The organism is Bradyrhizobium jicamae, from assembly GCF_001440395.1.
In the GTDB taxonomy this organism is placed as follows: domain Bacteria; phylum Pseudomonadota; class Alphaproteobacteria; order Rhizobiales; family Xanthobacteraceae; genus Bradyrhizobium; species Bradyrhizobium jicamae.
The window spans coordinates 31,251-46,337 of sequence record NZ_LLXZ01000222.1; the positions used below are offsets into that span (position 1 = coordinate 31,251).

17 protein-coding genes are annotated in these 15,087 nt (G+C 63.1%); 13 read left to right on the forward strand and 4 right to left on the reverse strand.

What is annotated here, in order from left to right; translation table 11 throughout:
* The first annotated feature begins 88 nt into the window (after positions 1-88).
* From gap to CQ12_RS39645, 11 genes are all read left to right on the forward strand, one after another.
* On the forward strand, positions 89-1,096 hold the full coding sequence (gene gap, locus CQ12_RS39595; protein WP_057840646.1) for a type I glyceraldehyde-3-phosphate dehydrogenase: 1,008 nt from the start codon (positions 89-91) through the stop codon (positions 1,094-1,096).
* Positions 1,097-1,253: 157 nt separating this feature from the next.
* Complete coding sequence (locus tag CQ12_RS39600) at positions 1,254-2,450, forward strand: phosphoglycerate kinase (protein ID WP_057840647.1); 1,197 nt, start codon at positions 1,254-1,256, stop codon at positions 2,448-2,450.
* A gap of 50 nt (positions 2,451-2,500) precedes the next feature.
* Positions 2,501-3,568 carry a class II fructose-bisphosphate aldolase gene (fba, locus tag CQ12_RS39605; protein ID WP_057840648.1) on the forward strand — a complete coding sequence of 356 codons (1,068 nt, stop codon included), beginning with the start codon at positions 2,501-2,503 and terminating at the stop codon, positions 3,566-3,568.
* Between the two features lie 130 nt (positions 3,569-3,698).
* On the forward strand, positions 3,699-4,724 hold the full coding sequence (locus CQ12_RS39610; protein ID WP_057840664.1) for a class I fructose-bisphosphate aldolase: 1,026 nt from the start codon (positions 3,699-3,701) through the stop codon (positions 4,722-4,724).
* Between the two features lie 2 nt (positions 4,725-4,726).
* Positions 4,727-5,422: a thiamine phosphate synthase gene (locus CQ12_RS39615; protein WP_057840649.1), complete on the forward strand. Its 696-nt coding sequence runs from the start codon at positions 4,727-4,729 to the stop codon at positions 5,420-5,422.
* An 8-nt stretch (positions 5,423-5,430) separates the two neighbouring features.
* Entirely contained in the window at positions 5,431-6,549 is a 1,119-nt protein-coding gene (locus CQ12_RS39620) for a tetratricopeptide repeat protein (RefSeq protein ID WP_057840650.1), read from the forward strand.
* A gap of 89 nt (positions 6,550-6,638) precedes the next feature.
* Positions 6,639-7,433: an inositol monophosphatase family protein gene (locus CQ12_RS39625; RefSeq protein ID WP_057840651.1), complete on the forward strand. Its 795-nt coding sequence runs from the start codon at positions 6,639-6,641 to the stop codon at positions 7,431-7,433.
* 237 nt (positions 7,434-7,670) lie between these two features.
* A complete protein-coding gene (locus CQ12_RS39630) occupies positions 7,671-7,988 on the forward strand; it encodes an ArsR/SmtB family transcription factor (RefSeq protein WP_057840652.1) in 318 nt (105 codons plus the stop codon).
* The gene (locus tag CQ12_RS39635) at positions 7,985-8,470 is read left to right on the forward strand and encodes an SRPBCC family protein (protein WP_057840653.1); all 486 of its coding nucleotides are present in this window, start codon (positions 7,985-7,987) and stop codon (positions 8,468-8,470) included. The genes CQ12_RS39630 and CQ12_RS39635 overlap by 4 nt, the downstream gene beginning before the upstream one ends.
* A gap of 39 nt (positions 8,471-8,509) precedes the next feature.
* Positions 8,510-8,920, forward strand: a complete 411-nt coding sequence (locus CQ12_RS39640; RefSeq protein ID WP_057840654.1) for an MAPEG family protein — start codon at positions 8,510-8,512, stop codon at positions 8,918-8,920.
* A gap of 292 nt (positions 8,921-9,212) precedes the next feature.
* Positions 9,213-9,836 (forward strand): class I SAM-dependent methyltransferase, encoded by a 624-nt coding sequence (locus CQ12_RS39645; RefSeq protein ID WP_157088773.1) that lies wholly within the window; start codon positions 9,213-9,215, stop codon positions 9,834-9,836.
* A 17-nt stretch (positions 9,837-9,853) separates the two neighbouring features.
* On the opposite strand, the gene CQ12_RS39650 is transcribed toward CQ12_RS39645, so the two are convergent.
* The 4 genes from CQ12_RS39650 to CQ12_RS39665 are packed head-to-tail and all read right to left on the reverse strand — an operon-like array spanning position 9,854 to position 13,371.
* Positions 9,854-10,987: a cysteine desulfurase family protein gene (locus CQ12_RS39650; RefSeq protein WP_245310345.1), complete on the reverse strand. Its 1,134-nt coding sequence runs from the start codon at positions 10,985-10,987 to the stop codon at positions 9,854-9,856.
* Complete coding sequence (locus tag CQ12_RS43130) at positions 10,984-11,370, reverse strand: GFA family protein (protein WP_198164391.1); 387 nt, start codon at positions 11,368-11,370, stop codon at positions 10,984-10,986. The genes CQ12_RS39650 and CQ12_RS43130 overlap by 4 nt, the downstream gene beginning before the upstream one ends.
* Entirely contained in the window at positions 11,367-12,626 is a 1,260-nt protein-coding gene (locus tag CQ12_RS39660; RefSeq protein WP_057840657.1) for an MFS transporter, read from the reverse strand. Before CQ12_RS39660 ends, CQ12_RS43130 begins: the two co-directional genes overlap by 4 nt.
* Before the next feature lie 4 nt (positions 12,627-12,630).
* Entirely contained in the window at positions 12,631-13,371 is a 741-nt protein-coding gene (locus CQ12_RS39665; RefSeq protein WP_057840658.1) for an MBL fold metallo-hydrolase, read from the reverse strand.
* A gap of 73 nt (positions 13,372-13,444) precedes the next feature.
* On the opposite strand from CQ12_RS39665, the gene CQ12_RS39670 reads away from it, so the two are divergent.
* Complete coding sequence (locus CQ12_RS39670; RefSeq protein WP_057840659.1) at positions 13,445-14,113, forward strand: ArsR/SmtB family transcription factor; 669 nt, start codon at positions 13,445-13,447, stop codon at positions 14,111-14,113.
* 21 nt (positions 14,114-14,134) lie between these two features.
* Positions 14,135-14,959: a nucleoside phosphorylase gene (locus tag CQ12_RS39675; protein ID WP_057840660.1), complete on the forward strand. Its 825-nt coding sequence runs from the start codon at positions 14,135-14,137 to the stop codon at positions 14,957-14,959.
* Positions 14,960-15,087: the final 128 nt, after the last annotated feature.

The window sequence follows — 15,087 nt, forward strand, 5'->3', positions numbered from 1 at the left end:
CCGCCCGGCCGAACCGGGCGTTCCGCCGTAAGCACCTCCGCGGACCATCTCCGCGGGGCCGGCAGCGGCTATTAGAGGAGATACCAGCATGGCAATCCGCGTCGCGATCAACGGATTTGGCCGCATTGGCCGCAACGTGTTGCGGGCGATTGCGGAATCTGGCCGCAAGGATATCGAGGTGGTCGGCATCAACGATCTCGGCCCGGTCGAGACCAACGCCCACCTGCTGCGTTTCGACTCCGTGCATGGGCGCTTCCCTGGCACCGTGACCGTCGACGGCGACTCGCTCAGCCTCGGCAATGGCAAGATCAAGGTTTCCTCCGAGCGCGATCCGTCGAAGCTGCCGTGGAAGGCGCTCGGTGTCGACATCGCGCTGGAATGCACCGGCATCTTCACCGCCAAGGACAAGGCCTCCGCGCACCTGACCGCCGGCGCCAAGCGCGTGCTGGTCTCGGCCCCCGCCGACAATGCCGACGCCACCATCGTCTTCGGTGTCAACCACGACACCCTGACCAAGGATCACCTGGTCGTCTCCAACGGCTCCTGCACCACCAACTGCCTGGCGCCGGTCGCCAAGGTCCTGAACGACACGGTCGGCATCGAGACCGGCTTCATGACCACGATCCACGCCTACACCGGCGATCAGCCGACGCTCGACACCCTGCACAAGGATCTCTATCGCGGCCGCGCCGCGGCGATGTCGATGATCCCGACCTCCACAGGTGCTGCGAAGGCAATCGGCCTCGTGCTGCCCGAACTGAAGGGCAAGCTCGACGGCGTCGCGATCCGCGTGCCGACCCCGAACGTCTCGGTGGTCGATCTCAAGATCGTCGCCAAGCGCGCCACCGATGCCAAGGAAATCAATGCGGCGATGAAGCGCGCCTCCGAGCAGCAGCTCAAGGGCATCCTCGGCTACACCACGGCGCCGAACGTCTCGATCGACTTCAACCACGATCCGCACTCGTCCACGTTCCACGAGGACCAGACCAAGGTGCAGAACGGCACGCTGGTGCGCGTGATGTCCTGGTACGACAATGAATGGGGCTTCTCCAATCGCATGGCCGACACCGCGGTTGCGATGGGGAAGCTGCTGTAAGATTCTAGTAAGTCGTCATGCCCGGCCATGTGCCGGGCATCCACGTCTTGCCCTTCTTTCCGTGGAGCGAAAGACGTGGATGGCCGGGACATAGGCGAGCGGAAGCGACGCCGTCCTTCGGACGGCTATGCCCGGCCATGACGGAGGAAACTATCCCATGACAAAATCATTCCGCACCCTCGATGACGCCGACGTGAAGGGCAAGCGCGTGCTGCTGCGCGTCGACCTCAACGTGCCCATGGAGAACGGTCGCGTCACCGACGCGACAAGGCTCGAGCGCGTCGCGCCGACCATCACCGAAATTTCCGACAAGGGCGGCAAGGTCATCCTGCTCGCCCATTTCGGCCGCCCGAAGGGGCGCGATGCCAAGGATTCGCTGAAGCCCGTCGCGGCGGCGCTGGGCCAGGTCATCAAGAAGCCGGTGGCGTTTGCCGACGACTGCATCGGCGAAGCCGCGGCCAAGGCCGTGGCGGCGATGAAGGACGGCGATATCCTCTGCCTGGAAAACACCCGCTTCCACAAAGAGGAAGAGAAGAATGATCCGGCTTTTGTCGCGGAGCTCGCCAAGCTCGGCGACATCTGGGTCAACGACGCATTCTCCGCCGCGCACCGTGCGCACGCTTCCACCGAAGGCCTCGGCCACAAATTACCAGCCTATGCCGGCCGCACCATGCAGGCCGAGCTCGACGCGCTCGGCAAGGCGCTGGAAGCGCCGACCAAGCCGGTGATCGCGATCATCGGCGGTGCAAAAGTCTCGACCAAGATCGACCTGCTCGAAAACCTCGTGTCGAAGGTCGACGCGCTGGTGATCGGCGGCGGCATGGCCAACACTTTCCTGCACGCGCAGGGCGTCAGTGTCGGCAAATCGCTGGCGGAGAAGGATCTCGCGGCGACCGCGCTGCGCATCATGGAAAAAGCCAGCGTCGCGAACTGCGCCATCATTCTCCCCGTCGATGCCGTGGTCGCCTATCACTTCGCGGCCAATTCGCCGTCGCACGCCTATGGGCTCGACGCGATCCCGGCTGACGGCATGATCCTCGACGTCGGCCCGCAATCGACCGCGAGGATTCACGCCGCGATCGACGACGCCAAGACGCTGGTCTGGAACGGTCCGCTCGGCGCGTTCGAGATGACGCCGTTCGACCGCGGCACCATGGTTGCGGCCAAGCATGCGGCCGAGCGCACCAAGGCGAAGAAGCTGATTTCGGTGGCCGGCGGCGGCGACACGGTCGCGGCGCTGAACCAGGCCGGCGTAGCCGATGATTTTTCCTATGTATCGACAGCAGGCGGCGCGTTTCTCGAATGGATGGAAGGCAAACCGCTGCCCGGCGTCGAAGTTTTGAAACAGCGTTGAATCCAGACTTCATGGGGCGCCACAGGCGCGGCAAATACAGGAGAATTTGAATGGCTCGCATTACCCTGCGTCAACTGCTCGATCATGCGGCAGAGCACGATTACGGTGTGCCGGCGTTCAACATCAACAACATGGAGCAGGCGCTCGCCATCATGGAGGCCGCCTCCTCGCTCGATGCTCCCGTCATCATCCAGGCCTCGCGCGGCGCACGCTCCTATGCCAATGACGTCATGCTCAAGCACATGATGGACGCCGTCACCGAGATCTATCCGCAGATCCCGGTCTGCGTGCACCTCGATCACGGCAACGAACCCGCCACCTGCATGACCGCGATCCAGGCCGGCTTTACCTCCGTGATGATGGACGGCTCGCTGAAGGCCGACGGCAAGACCCCCGGCGACTGGGACTACAATGTCGGCGTGACCAAGACCGTCACCGACATGGCCCATCTCGGCGGTATCTCGGTGGAAGGCGAACTCGGCGTGCTCGGCTCGCTTGAGACCGGCATGGGCGACAAGGAAGACGGCCACGGCGCCGAAGGCAAGCTCTCGCACGACCAGTTGCTGACCAATCCCGATGAAGCCGTGAAGTTCGTGAAGGAAACAAAAGTCGACGCGCTGGCGATCGCGATGGGCACCTCGCACGGCGCCTACAAGTTCACCCGCAAGCCTGATGGTGACATCCTCGCCATGAACGTCATCGAGGAGATTCATCGCAAGCTGCCGAACACGCATCTGGTGATGCATGGTTCGTCCTCGGTGCCGCAGGACCTGCAGGAAATCATCAACGCCAATGGCGGCAAGATGAAGCCGACCTGGGGCGTGCCGGTTTCCGAAATCCAGCGCGGCATCAAGAACGGCGTGCGCAAGATCAACATCGATACCGACAACCGCATGGCGATGACCGGCCAGATCCGCAAGGTCCTGAAGGACAATCCGGAAGAGTTCGATCCGCGCAAATATTTGAAGCCGGCGATGGAGGCCATGGCCAAGCTGTGCAAGCAGCGGCTGCAGGAGTTCAATACCGCGGGCCAAGCCAGCAAGATCAAGAAGGTGCTGACGACGGCCGAAATGGCCAAGCGTTACACCAAGGGTGAGCTGGATCCGCGAGTCGCCTGACAAGGTCGCCTGAGCCGGCAGCCGCGCGCGCCCCGCAAACACCCAGGGTGCGACGAACGATTTCTAGGCATTTGCCCGAGAACCGCCTATTTTGGCCAGCAAGGGCATGATGTTTCCGGAGAACGTTCCCATGAATCTTGCTGACCTCAACAAGGTTGCCCTCGCCATGGTCACCCCAGGCAAGGGCATTCTCGCCGCTGACGAATCCTCAGGGACGATCAAGAAGCGTTTCGACGCCATCAAGGTCGAATCCACCGAGGAGAACCGCCGCGACTATCGCGAGATGCTGTTCCGCTCCACCGAGGCGATGAGCAAGTATGTCTCGGGTGTGATCCTCTATGACGAGACCATCTGGCAGAATGCCAAGGACGGCACGCCGCTGGTCAAGCTGATCGAACAGTCCGGCGCCATCCCCGGCATCAAGGTCGACGAAGGCACGCAGGCGCTGCCGCAGTGCCCGGGTGAACTCGTCACCGTCGGCCTCGACAAGCTCGCCGAGCGCTTGAAGAAATATTACGAGCGCGGCGCGCGCTTCGCCAAATGGCGCGCGGTAATCGATATCGGTTCGGGCATTCCCAGCATGACCGCGATCAGCGTCAACGCCCATGCGCTGGCGCGCTACGCGGCGCTGTGCCAGGCGGCGCAGATCGTGCCGATCGTCGAGCCGGAAGTTTTGATGGACGGCGATCACGATATCGACCGCTGCTATGACGTGACCCAGCGCGTGCTGAACAAGACGTTCCAGGAATTGCGCGTTCAGCGCGTCGAGCTCGAAGGCATGGTGCTGAAGCCCAACATGGCTATCTCGGGCAAGAAGTGCGCGAAGCAGGCTTCCGTCGACGAAGTCGCGGAGAAGACCGTACGCCTCTTGAAGGCCTGCGTTCCCGCGGCCGTGCCGGGCATCGCCTTCCTTTCCGGCGGACAATCCGACGAGGAAGCAACCGCGCATCTCGACGCCATGAACCGGATCGGCGGCCTGCCCTGGAAACTCACCTTCTCCTATGGCCGGGCGCTGCAGGCGGCGCCGCAGAAGGCGTGGTCCGGCAAGGCCGAGAACGTCGCCGCAGGCCAGCGCGCGTTCACGCACCGCGCGAAGATGAATGCGCTGGCAAGCAAGGGCGAGTGGGAAACCGGTCTGGAAAAGAAGGTCGCCTAGACTTGGCCACTAAACCTCTTCCGTCGCGCCCGGCGCCGCGACTCTATCTCGCGACGCCTGAAGTGGACGATCCGTCACATCTCGCAAGTCAGCTCCCCGAGCTGCTGGCCGCGACCGATGTCGCGGCGGTGCTGCTGCGGCTGAAGCAGACCGATCAAAAGACCATGACCTCTCGCGTGAAGACACTGGCGCCGGCGATCCAGAATGCCGGCGCGGCGCTCCTGCTCGACGGCCATGTCGAACTGGTGGCGCGCGCGGGCGCCGATGGCGCGCACCTGAACGGCATTGCCGCGCTGGATGATGCTTTCCCGTCGCTGAAGCCGGATCGCATTGCCGGCGTCGGCGGCCTCGCCACGCGGCACGATTCGATGGCCGCAGGCGAAGCGGGCGCCGATTACGTGCTGTTCGGCGAGCCCGATGCCGGGGGACAGCGGCCCTCGATGGAAGCGATTGCCGAACGGCTGCAATGGTGGGACGAATTGTTCGAACCGCCCTGCGTCGGCTTTGCCGCCTCGCGCGAGGAGGCGTTCGAATTCGCGAGCGCCGGGGCGGACTTCGTGCTGGTCGGCGATTTCATCTGGGCCGACCCGCGCGGCGCCAAGGCGGCGCTGATCGATGCCGCGCAAGCGATCGCGGAAGGCTACGAAGCAACATTCGGAGAGGCCAAACCCGACGCCGATCAGGCCGGGCACGGATAACACCGGATATGAAACTGCTGCGTCCCATATTGCTGCTTGCCGGCCTCGCGATGACGATGGTCGGTGCCTCCGCGCAGGTCTCGCTGACGCCGCCTGCGGCGCAGCCGCCGGCGAGCCCGCCGGGTGCGGCGAAAAAGGAAACAGCACCCAGGCAAGAAGCGACGCCCAAGCAAAAGGCCCCGCCGGCCGCGAAGCAGCCTACCGCGTCGCCGAAGCCGGCCGCATCGCCCAAACCGGCGGCCACGCCGACGCCCTTCCCCTCGCCGGCGGCCACCTTCGAGGACCCGAACGCCGACCTCGTCTATGGCGCCTATCAGCGCGGCCTCTACAAGACCGCGTTCGATCTCGCGACGACGCGCGCGCAATACAACGGCGACCCCAAGGCGATGACGATGCTGGGCGAGCTCTATGCCAACGGGCTCGGCGTCAAGCGCGACTATGCCAAGGCAGCCGATTGGTACCAGCGCGCGGTGGACGCCGGCGACCGCGAGGCGATGTTCGCGCTCGCCATGATGCGGCTGTCCGGCCGCGGCGGTAACACCAATCGCGAGCAGGCGGTGAAGCTGCTGGCCTCCTCCGCCAAGCTCGGCAACTCCAAGGCGGCCTACAATCTGGCGCTGCTCTATCTCGACGGCAACACGCTGCCGCAGGATGTGCGGCGCGCCGCCGAGTTGCTGCGCGCCGCGGCCGACGCCGGCAACCCGGAGGCGCAATACGCGCTCGCGACCTTCTACAAGGAAGGTAACGGCGTGCCGAAGGACATCGAGAAAGCAGTGCGGCTGCTGCAAGCGGCTTCGCTTGCCGACAATGTCGACGCCGAGGTCGAGTACGCGATCGCGCTGTTCAACGGCACCGGCACGCCGAAGAACCAGCCGGCCGCGGTCGCGCTCTTGCGCAAGGCCGCCCGGCAAAACAGCCCGGTCGCACAAAACCGGCTGGCCTGGCTGCTGATCTATGGCGTGGGCGCGCCCCTGGACAAGGTCGAGGGCTTCAAATGGCATCTCGTCGCCAAGACGGCCGGCAAGGGTGATCCCAAGCTGGACGAATTGCTTTCCGAACTCAGCCCCGAGGAACGTGCCAAGGCCGAGGCTGCGGCGCGCAAATGGACCGGCACCGCCGGCAAATGACGCCTTGACGGCGGCACATCTGCAGGGCACCCAGTCCCCCAACCCCTGACGGCATTGGCCCGTTCCCTCTCACTCCATAAGCGCGCATCATGCTCTATTCAGCCCTTATCAACGTCATGGTGAAAGCCGCGCGCCGCGCCGGCCGCAGCCTCAAGCGCGACCTCGGCGAGATCGAGCATCTGCAGGTGTCGCTGAAGGGGCCGGCCAACTTCGTCACCAAGGCCGACAAGCGCGCCGAGGAAATGCTGTACGAGGATCTCGCCAAGGCGCGGCCGGGCTATGGCTTCATCGGCGAGGAAGGCGGCAAGCGCGAGGGCGCCGACAAGACCCACACCTGGATCGTCGACCCGCTCGACGGCACCACCAACTTCCTGCACGGCATTCCGCAATTCGCGATCTCGATCGGCCTCGCCCGCGAGGGCACGATCATTGCGGGCGTGATCTACAACCCCGCCAATGACGAGCTTTACATCGCCGAGCGTGGCAAGGGCGCGTTCCTCAACGACCAGCGGCTGCGCGTCGCCGGCCGCCGCCAGCTCGACGAATGCGTGATCGCCTGCGGGCTGCCGCATATCGGCCGCGGCGACCATCAACTGGCGCTGAAGGAAATGGCCGTGCTGCAAAACAAGGTCGCCGGCTTCCGCCGCTTCGGCGCCGCCTCCCTCGACCTCGCCTTCGTCGCCGCCGGCCGCCTCGACGGCTACTGGGAACGGAATTTGTCGCCGTGGGATATCGCCGCGGGACAGATCATGGTGCGGGAAGCCGGTGGCACGATTTCAGACATCGGCGGCAAGGACGATGCGCTGAAGACCGGACATGTCGTGTGCGGAAATGAATTCGTGCACGGGGAGCTGGTGAGGATATTGGGGCCGCTGGATAGGTAGGGCGACGGTTCCTGGCCCCGCGCCGTCGTCTCGGCGCTCCCAACCAAAATATTGAAAACAACCCCATGCACAGTAGCCGACGCTCGGTCCACGCCGACGTATCGGGCATGCTGCGACTTGACGCAACCATTAGCGCGTGCTAATCATTAGTAATGACTAATGACACCCTGAGAACCCGATGTCGTGACCGAATTGAAAGGTCCCGTTGGCACTGCCGGCTTCGGACGTCGGCCAGCCATGGCTAAAGACAACGTGCAACTGGCCGCTCTGGGCGATCCGACTCGCAGACGAATATTCGAACTGGTGGGCGCGCGGCCTCGCACTGTCGTTGAAATCACCCGAGAACTGACGGTCTCCCAGTCAGCCGTCTCCCAGCATCTGAAGGTGCTGCGCGAATCTCGTTTGGTTCGTGCCGAGCCAAAGGGGGCCAGCAACATTTATCACATCGATCCAGCGGGGCTCGGCCAGATGCGTGCCTGGCTTGACCGGTTCTGGAGCAGCACACTTGCCGCTTACAAAGTGGCCGTCGAAAAATCAGTGGAGGACCAGCAATGAGCATGCGTGTATCGGCCGCGCCCATCAAACAATCCATCGTGGTTGAGGCGCCTATCGAGCGTGCGTTCAAGGTCTTTACCGAAGACTTCGGCAGCTTCAAGCCACGCGAGCACAATCTGCTCTCCGTCCCCATCGCCGAGACCGTGTTCGAGCCTCGGGTCGGCGGTCACGTTTATGATCGGGGTGTCGACGGAAGCGAGTGCCGCTGGGCGCGTGTGTTGGCTTTTGAGCCGCCCAATCGCGTACTTCTAAGCTGGGACATCAGCCCGCGCTGGCAAATCGAAGCCGATCCCCACAAGACCAGTGAATGGGAGGTGCGGTTCATCGCCGAGACGCCAAGCCGGACCCGATTGGAGCTTGAGCACCGCCACCTCGAACGTCATGGCCAAGGTTGGGAAGGCGTGCGCGATGGCGTCGCGGGCGATCAGGGTTGGCCGCTCTATCTGAAACGGTTCGCCGAGCGGATTGCCCGCGAGACATGATGCTCGCGTATCCCATGCGACGTGATTGCGGAGGTCCGTATGGCAGCCTACTCGCTTAGCGTCGTCGGAGTGCTTGTCCTTTGCCTCCTGTCAATTTTGCTGGCGATCTATTCAGGATCGTCCAAAGGCAGGGCCGGGGCGCTCTCCGGACCTGTCCTTCCAGCGGATGACGACAATCTGCTGTACCGGATCGATCGCGTTCACATGAACGCGGTGGAGGCGCTGACGCCTTTTGTCGTCCCGGCTGTGCTGGCTATGATGGTGGGGGTAAGACCCGCGACGCTTGCAACGTTCGTATGGGTCTATATCGCAATTCGCCTAATCCACATTGCGGTCTATTTGCGCGGCGGCAACGCCGCCAAAGGTGGCAGCATCAGAACCATTCTCTATGTTTCAGGGGCGCTCGTAACCATCATTCTCATTGTAGTGACCACCGTGGCGGCCATCTAAAACGTATCATTGGGCCGCTGACGACCGCGATAATTTCGGCCTTTCGCCCTTAGCGGACCCGAAAGGCGGTCGCGCCGGATAGTAGCTTTTGGCCCCAACCGGAATGGCTGCGACGCAGAAGGGCCGTTTCAAATAGAACGTGAAGGCTGCCGGCTTGATGCGCGCCGCCCTGGTCCAACCCTTTGATGTGTGTTGACGTTTTCGAAAATGGCCAGCCACGTTTCATTTTCGGCGAGCAATTTCTGATGAATTGCAGCACCCTGCTGCGGGCCTGCGAGCCTCAGGAGTAGGAATGCGTCGTCCTCAATTCATTGCAGAACATGCTCGTAACGCGCGGGGCATCTTGGGCCGGCTGATCGCGTTCATCATGGCTCGGGAAACCTGGAGCGAGAACATGCGCGCCATGGAAGCGCTCGGCATAGGACAGACCGACCAGGTCCTCGACGTTGGATGCGGTCATGGGCGCAGTCTGATGGAAATAGCTGCGCGAGCCCCTCGGGGGCGGAGTGTCGGCATAGACCCCTCCGAGTTGATGGTGGAGATCGCGGCCAAACGAAACCGAACGCTCATCGAAGCCGGTCGCATCGATGTGGTTCTTTCGAGTGTGGAATCGTTGCCTTTCCCCGATGACATGTTCGACAAGGCGCTATGCGTCCACGTGCTTTATTTTTGGAAGGACGTCGAAATGTCGCTACGCGAGATCGAGCGCGTGCTGAAGCCGGGTGGCCGCCTTGCATTGTTGTTCCGCACGAACGCCGACCAGAAGGCCATCGCGTCTTTTCCGGCAGAAATCTACAGCTTTCCGAGACTGGCCGACGTACGGACAGTGCTCGAGCGAGCGGGCATGGAGGTCCATGTTGCAGGGGATGGCGCGAACGAGCCTGCCCTTCTGTTGGCGACGAAACGATCTGCCTGACTGGCGGCCGGTCGCAATCAGGACAACGCAATCGTGCCCAGACGCGCCACGACGGCGTCGATCTCGTCAGCTGTGGTGTGCTTTCCCAGGCTGAAGCGGATCGCTCCCATTCCGATCCGTTCTGGCACGCGCATCGCCGCGAGAACGGGCGAGAGCTCGATCTGCCCCGAATGGCACGCCGAACCCGTCGATGCCGCCACATTGCGCAACTGGCCCAGAATGTCCGCACCGATCCTGCCGACGAATGACACGTTGAGAGTGTTCGGCAAACGATGCGTGGGATGGCCGTTGAGCGCGACGCCTTCGTTGAACCTGTCTTGCAGCGCCCTCCACAGGCGATCACGCAGGGCCTCTACGTGCCTCATAGGGGCAAGGTCAGCCGCTAGTGCACAGGCAGTCCCAAGCCCGACTGCCAGCAGGGCGCTCTCGGTCCCGGCGCGTCGGCCCGATTCATGACCCGCGCCGTGGATCAACGGCTCAAGCTCAAGGCCTCGCCTGATATACAGCGCGCCGACGCCCTTTGGAGCGTAGAGCTTATGACCGGCGATTGTCAGCATATCGACACCGAGCTCGTTCACCTTGGTCGGGATTTTTCCGACCGATTGGGCTGCATCGGTATGAAAACGGATTCCATGCTGACGAGCGATCGCGCCGATTTCCGCGATCGGCTGTATGGTACCGACTTCGTTGTTGGCATGCATGATGCTGATCAGCAGCGTCTGCGGAGTGATGGCGCGCCGCACGTCCTCTGGATCGATCAAGCCTGTCCCGTCCGCCGGTATGTACGTGACCGAGCCGCCAAACCGTTCGAGAAACCGGCAGGGCGCAAGAACGGCGGGATGCTCAATGGCCGAGGTGATGATGTGCGTCCCTGGGCGGTTCAGCTCGAAGAACGTGCCCTCGATTGCCAGGTTGTTTGCTTCGCTGCCACCGCTGGTGAATACGATCTCGTCAGGTGCAGCCCCGAGGAGTGTGGCGACCTGGCTGCGAGCCCGATCCAGCGCGGCCTTCGCCGGCGCGCTGGCCCAATGGCCGCTGGACGGATTGCCGAACGCGTCGTCCAGAAATGGCCGCATCGCCTCCGCCACGGCTGGATCAACCGGTGTGCTCGCGTTGTAATCGAGATAGATCGGCCGCATCGTCGCCGTCATTTGCCTTGCTCGTTGTGGTCAAGCCGCAGCCAGGGCAATTGCTCGTTAGCGAAGAAATGTCTCCCCGGTTGGAGGTCTGCCGCCCGGTCGAAGGCACCAACGTGATAGTGCGTCTCCGCCGGAAAATGCACGGTAGCGCAGGTCAGCGTCGAGCCGCAGCGGGCACAGAAGCCGCGCGTCGTTCCCGGCGATGATTTGAACGTCGTGATGACGCCTTCGATCACTGTGACGGAGTCGTTCTCGAACCCAACGAATACGCTGACTGGGGCTCCGGAATGGCGACGACAGCTACTGCAGTGACACCAGAAGACCCCCTTTGGCTGGCCACGTGCTTCGAAACGCACCGCGCCGCAGAGGCAACGTCCTGAATAGGTTTCGCTCACGTTCGTGCTCCCGGTCTGCCCTCCATGGCGACGGCGACGACCACCCCGGACAGAAAGGTCAGCGCGCCGATCATTCCGATCGCCCATGCCATGCCGAGCAGGTCGGCGATCAGGCCGGCCGCAAGCGCACCGATCGCGTAACCGAGATCACGCCAGAAGCGGTAGACGCTGAGCGAGCGTGCGCGCCAGCTTGGATGCGAAGCGTCGGAGACCGCAGCGATCAGGCTCGGGTACACCATGGCCGTGCCAAGTCCGAGAAGCAGGCTGCCGGCCAGCCACCATTCGAAATGGCTTGTTGCAGCGGTCAGGAATAGACCCGCGGCCTGCACCCACATGCCGGCAACGATCAGCCCTTTGCGGCCCCAGCGATCGGAAAGAGGGCCCGTAGCGATCTGCAGGATGCCCCACGTGGCCGGATAGACGGCCTTCAATATGCCGATCCGATCGACGTGGAGCCCGAACGAGGCAAAGAACAGCGGGAAGATTCCCCAGCTCATTCCGTCGTTGAGATTGTTGACGAGTCCGGCCTGTGACGCTGCAAACAGATTGCGATCCCTGATCGAGGTGAGAAGAAATATCTCGCGGAAGCTGATCGGAACTGATTGCTGCGTATGGGCCGCCGTTTCCAGTCGAACATGCTCGCGCGTATCGTTCACCAGCAAGATCGAGAGCGCCGTGCCAAGAACCGCATAGGCAACACCAAGATATATCGGCGCCGGCCGCAGGCCGTATTTCGAGGCCAGATACCCAGTGAGGAAAGCGGTCACACCCACCGCAAGGTAGCCTGCGAATTCGTTCAGACCGACGGCAAGTCCCCGTGACTTTGGCCCGACCAGATCGATTTTCATGATCACCGTCATCGACCAGGCAAGACCCTGGTTGATGCCGAGGAGAGCATTTGCTGCGATGACCCATCCCCAGCTCGGCGCCCACATGATCATGAACGGCACCGGCAGGCCGATCAGCCAGCCGAGGATCAGAACACGTTTGCGTCCCCAGGCGTCGGCGAGCTGGCCCGAGACCAGGTTGGCGCACGCTTTCACGACGCCGAAGCTGACGATGAAGGAAACGACGAGCGTCGTCGAACTGATCTTGAACTCCTCGGAGCCAATCAGGGGCACGACCGTCCGCTCGATTCCGACCATCCCGCCGACGAAGGCGTTGATCAGGACGAGTAAGGCGAACTGCGGCCAGTTCTCTTTCAGCCCCAGTCGGACGGACGAGGCAGTCTGTGGACCGCTTACGGCCTCGGTCATGAGATCAGACCGCTGCTGCCGCCGTGCCTGAATTTGCCGCCCTGATCTTCGCGGCTTCCGGTGGTGCCGGCGGAATCTCGGCGACCATGAACCGGACAAACTCGGCTTCGTCCTCGATCGTGAACGCCTGATTGTGCCGCTTCTCGAAGCCGATCGCGGAGGATGGCTTGCCGCTCAGGCGGCGACCGCAGACCGAGCCCGCATAGGCGCCCGGCAGCACCTCAACGTAGTCAGGAAGCTCCTTCAGCCTTCGCACGCTCTTGAACAATTGCCTCGCGCCTTCCTCCGCGCTCGCCGCAAGTTCGGTGCGGCCGAGATCGCCGACCATGAGCGTGTGTCCGGTGAAGACGAACCAGGGCTCGTTGGCGCGGGTTCGGTCCGTCACAAGGATGCAGATGTGCTCGGGCGTGTGACCCGGGGTGTGCATCACGGTGGCGGAGACGTTGCCTAGCGGAAGAACCTCCCCGTCGCTCACCGCCTTGTACGGAAACGATACGCCAGCCTTCGTGGAGAGCACGTATTCGGCTCCCGCTGCGGCCGCGAGCGCGCGGCCCGCCGACAGGTGATCGGCATGGACATGGGTGTCGATGACGTAGTGTATCCGCATCCCGGCATTGTCGGCGGCCTGTAGGTAGGGCTGAATATCGCCGACCGGGTCAACGACCGCCCCGGTGGCCTTGCCGCCGCAGCCGAAAAGGTAGGAGATACCGACTGGATCGCTATGCAAGAACTGGCGGAGAATCATGGACTTGCACTCCCTCATGAGAAACGCTAGATACATTCAATCGATCTGCTGAATGATATATTGAAGGAGCGCCGTGTCAAGCTCGGGACCGAAACAGGCGATCTATGAAAACCTTGCCCAGGTGGCGCAGGCGCTCGGCCATGCTCACCGGCTTGAACTCCTGGAGCACCTTGCGCAGGGGATCCGCACCGTCGAGGAGCTGTCGGCTCGGGCACATCTGACCTTCGCCAATACGTCGCGGCACCTGCAGATCCTGAGGCGCGCGCGTCTCGTCGAGACCGAGCGTCGCGGCAAACACATCCTCTATCGTCTCGCCGGCGACGCCGAAGTGGTCACGCTGATCAAAGCGCTGGGGCGCGTGGGTGAACGGAATGTCGCCGAGATCGGTCGTGTTGTGTCCGATTACTTCCAGGCCCGTGATGCGCTTGAGCCCGTCTCGCGTGACGATCTGGTCGCGCGATTGCGGGACGACCTGGTTACGTTGCTCGACGTGCGCCCCGAGGATGAGTTCGCGCTTGGCCATCTCCCGGGAGCGCTCAACATTCCGCTGGCCGAACTGGAAAGACGTTTGGGCGAACTGTCAAAAGGCCGTGAAGTGATTGCGTACTGCCGCGGGCCCTATTGCGTTCTTTCGTTCGAAGCCGTGTCGGCACTGAGGGCGCGCGGTTATCGCGTTCGCCGGCTTGAGGACGGTTACCCGGAATGGAAAGCCGCCGGCCTGCCGGTCGAATCCGTGGCTTGAGACAGGTCGATCAGGTGCATCATGGATGATAAGCCTCATCGCGCGGATCCCGCGTGGCCGATCGTTGGCGTCAAGGATCACAAGGCGCCCTCGGTTTTCCGACCTGAATCCCTGTTGAGGGAGGCACGCCGGCAGAGGCGGTTGCCGCTCGTCGCTGTGCCCGAAATCTGCGTGCTCGATCCGGACGGTGACGTCGTCCGCCACCTCAAGCGGACCGGCGCCGGCCGCATCCATGAAGGTTGGGCCTGCTATCACACCGAGCTCCTTGCCTTCGATCTCGACGGCATCGGCGAGATCGGCATCGTCGGCTGCGCGGTCGGGGCACCCTTCGCCGTCCTGGTCGCCGAGCAGCTCTTCGCGTCGGGCTGCCGGTTGCTCGTCAGCATCACCTCGGCGGGTCAGATCAATCCCATCGGACCGACACCCTATTTCGTCCTGATCGACCGCGCGCTGCGCGACGAGGGGACGAGTTATCACTACCTTCCTGGCTCGACTTTCGCTGCAGCACCCGACATGTCGCTTCTCGATCGCGTCGAGCGGGCGGGCCGATCGCTGCCGGAGAAGTTGCATCGCGGTTCGACCTGGACAACGGATGCCCCCTATCGGGAAACCGAAGCGGCGATCGTGCGGGCGCGCGATCTAGGAACGCTTGCGGTCGAGATGGAAGCCGCCGCTCTTTATGCCTTTAGCGCTACGAGTGGCCATTCCCTCGTCTGCTTTGCGCATGTCACAAATTCGATGGCGCAAACGGAGGGCGATTTTGAGAAGGGTGAGGCTGACGGCGCCAAGGCAACCCTTGCTGTCGTCGCAGCAGCCGCGCGCGGCTGGCGAAGTTATGAGCCATGACCGGTTATGGCCCTTACCTGGCGGCCGGGCGAGATCGAGAAGCAAGGGTAGTTTGCTGGATCGGATAGGCGGTTGTTCGCGAACTCCCGCTCGTGATGCTGTGGACGGCTCCTCCACGGGCACGAGAG

Excerpts from the sequence above, each read along its gene's own strand:
- fba (WP_057840648.1), top strand. The coding sequence starts at position 2,501 with ATGGCTCGCATTACCCTGCGTCAACTGCTCGATCATGCGGCAGAGCAC.
- CQ12_RS39635 (WP_057840653.1), top strand. The coding sequence starts at position 7,985 with ATGAGCATGCGTGTATCGGCCGCGCCCATCAAACAATCCATCGTGGTT.
- CQ12_RS39640 (WP_057840654.1), top strand. The coding sequence starts at position 8,510 with ATGGCAGCCTACTCGCTTAGCGTCGTCGGAGTGCTTGTCCTTTGCCTC.
- CQ12_RS39630 (WP_057840652.1), top strand. The coding sequence starts at position 7,671 with ATGGCTAAAGACAACGTGCAACTGGCCGCTCTGGGCGATCCGACTCGC.
- CQ12_RS39675 (WP_057840660.1), top strand. The coding sequence starts at position 14,135 with ATGGATGATAAGCCTCATCGCGCGGATCCCGCGTGGCCGATCGTTGGC.
- CQ12_RS39620 (WP_057840650.1), top strand. The coding sequence starts at position 5,431 with ATGAAACTGCTGCGTCCCATATTGCTGCTTGCCGGCCTCGCGATGACG.
- CQ12_RS39645 (WP_157088773.1), top strand. The coding sequence starts at position 9,213 with ATGCGTCGTCCTCAATTCATTGCAGAACATGCTCGTAACGCGCGGGGC.
- CQ12_RS39600 (WP_057840647.1), top strand. The coding sequence starts at position 1,254 with ATGACAAAATCATTCCGCACCCTCGATGACGCCGACGTGAAGGGCAAG.
- CQ12_RS39625 (WP_057840651.1), top strand. The coding sequence starts at position 6,639 with ATGCTCTATTCAGCCCTTATCAACGTCATGGTGAAAGCCGCGCGCCGC.
- CQ12_RS39665 (WP_057840658.1), bottom strand. The coding sequence starts at position 13,371 with ATGATTCTCCGCCAGTTCTTGCATAGCGATCCAGTCGGTATCTCCTAC.
- CQ12_RS39650 (WP_245310345.1), bottom strand. The coding sequence starts at position 10,987 with ATGACGGCGACGATGCGGCCGATCTATCTCGATTACAACGCGAGCACA.
- CQ12_RS39610 (WP_057840664.1), top strand. The coding sequence starts at position 3,699 with ATGAATCTTGCTGACCTCAACAAGGTTGCCCTCGCCATGGTCACCCCA.
- gap (WP_057840646.1), top strand. The coding sequence starts at position 89 with ATGGCAATCCGCGTCGCGATCAACGGATTTGGCCGCATTGGCCGCAAC.
- CQ12_RS39660 (WP_057840657.1), bottom strand. The coding sequence starts at position 12,626 with ATGACCGAGGCCGTAAGCGGTCCACAGACTGCCTCGTCCGTCCGACTG.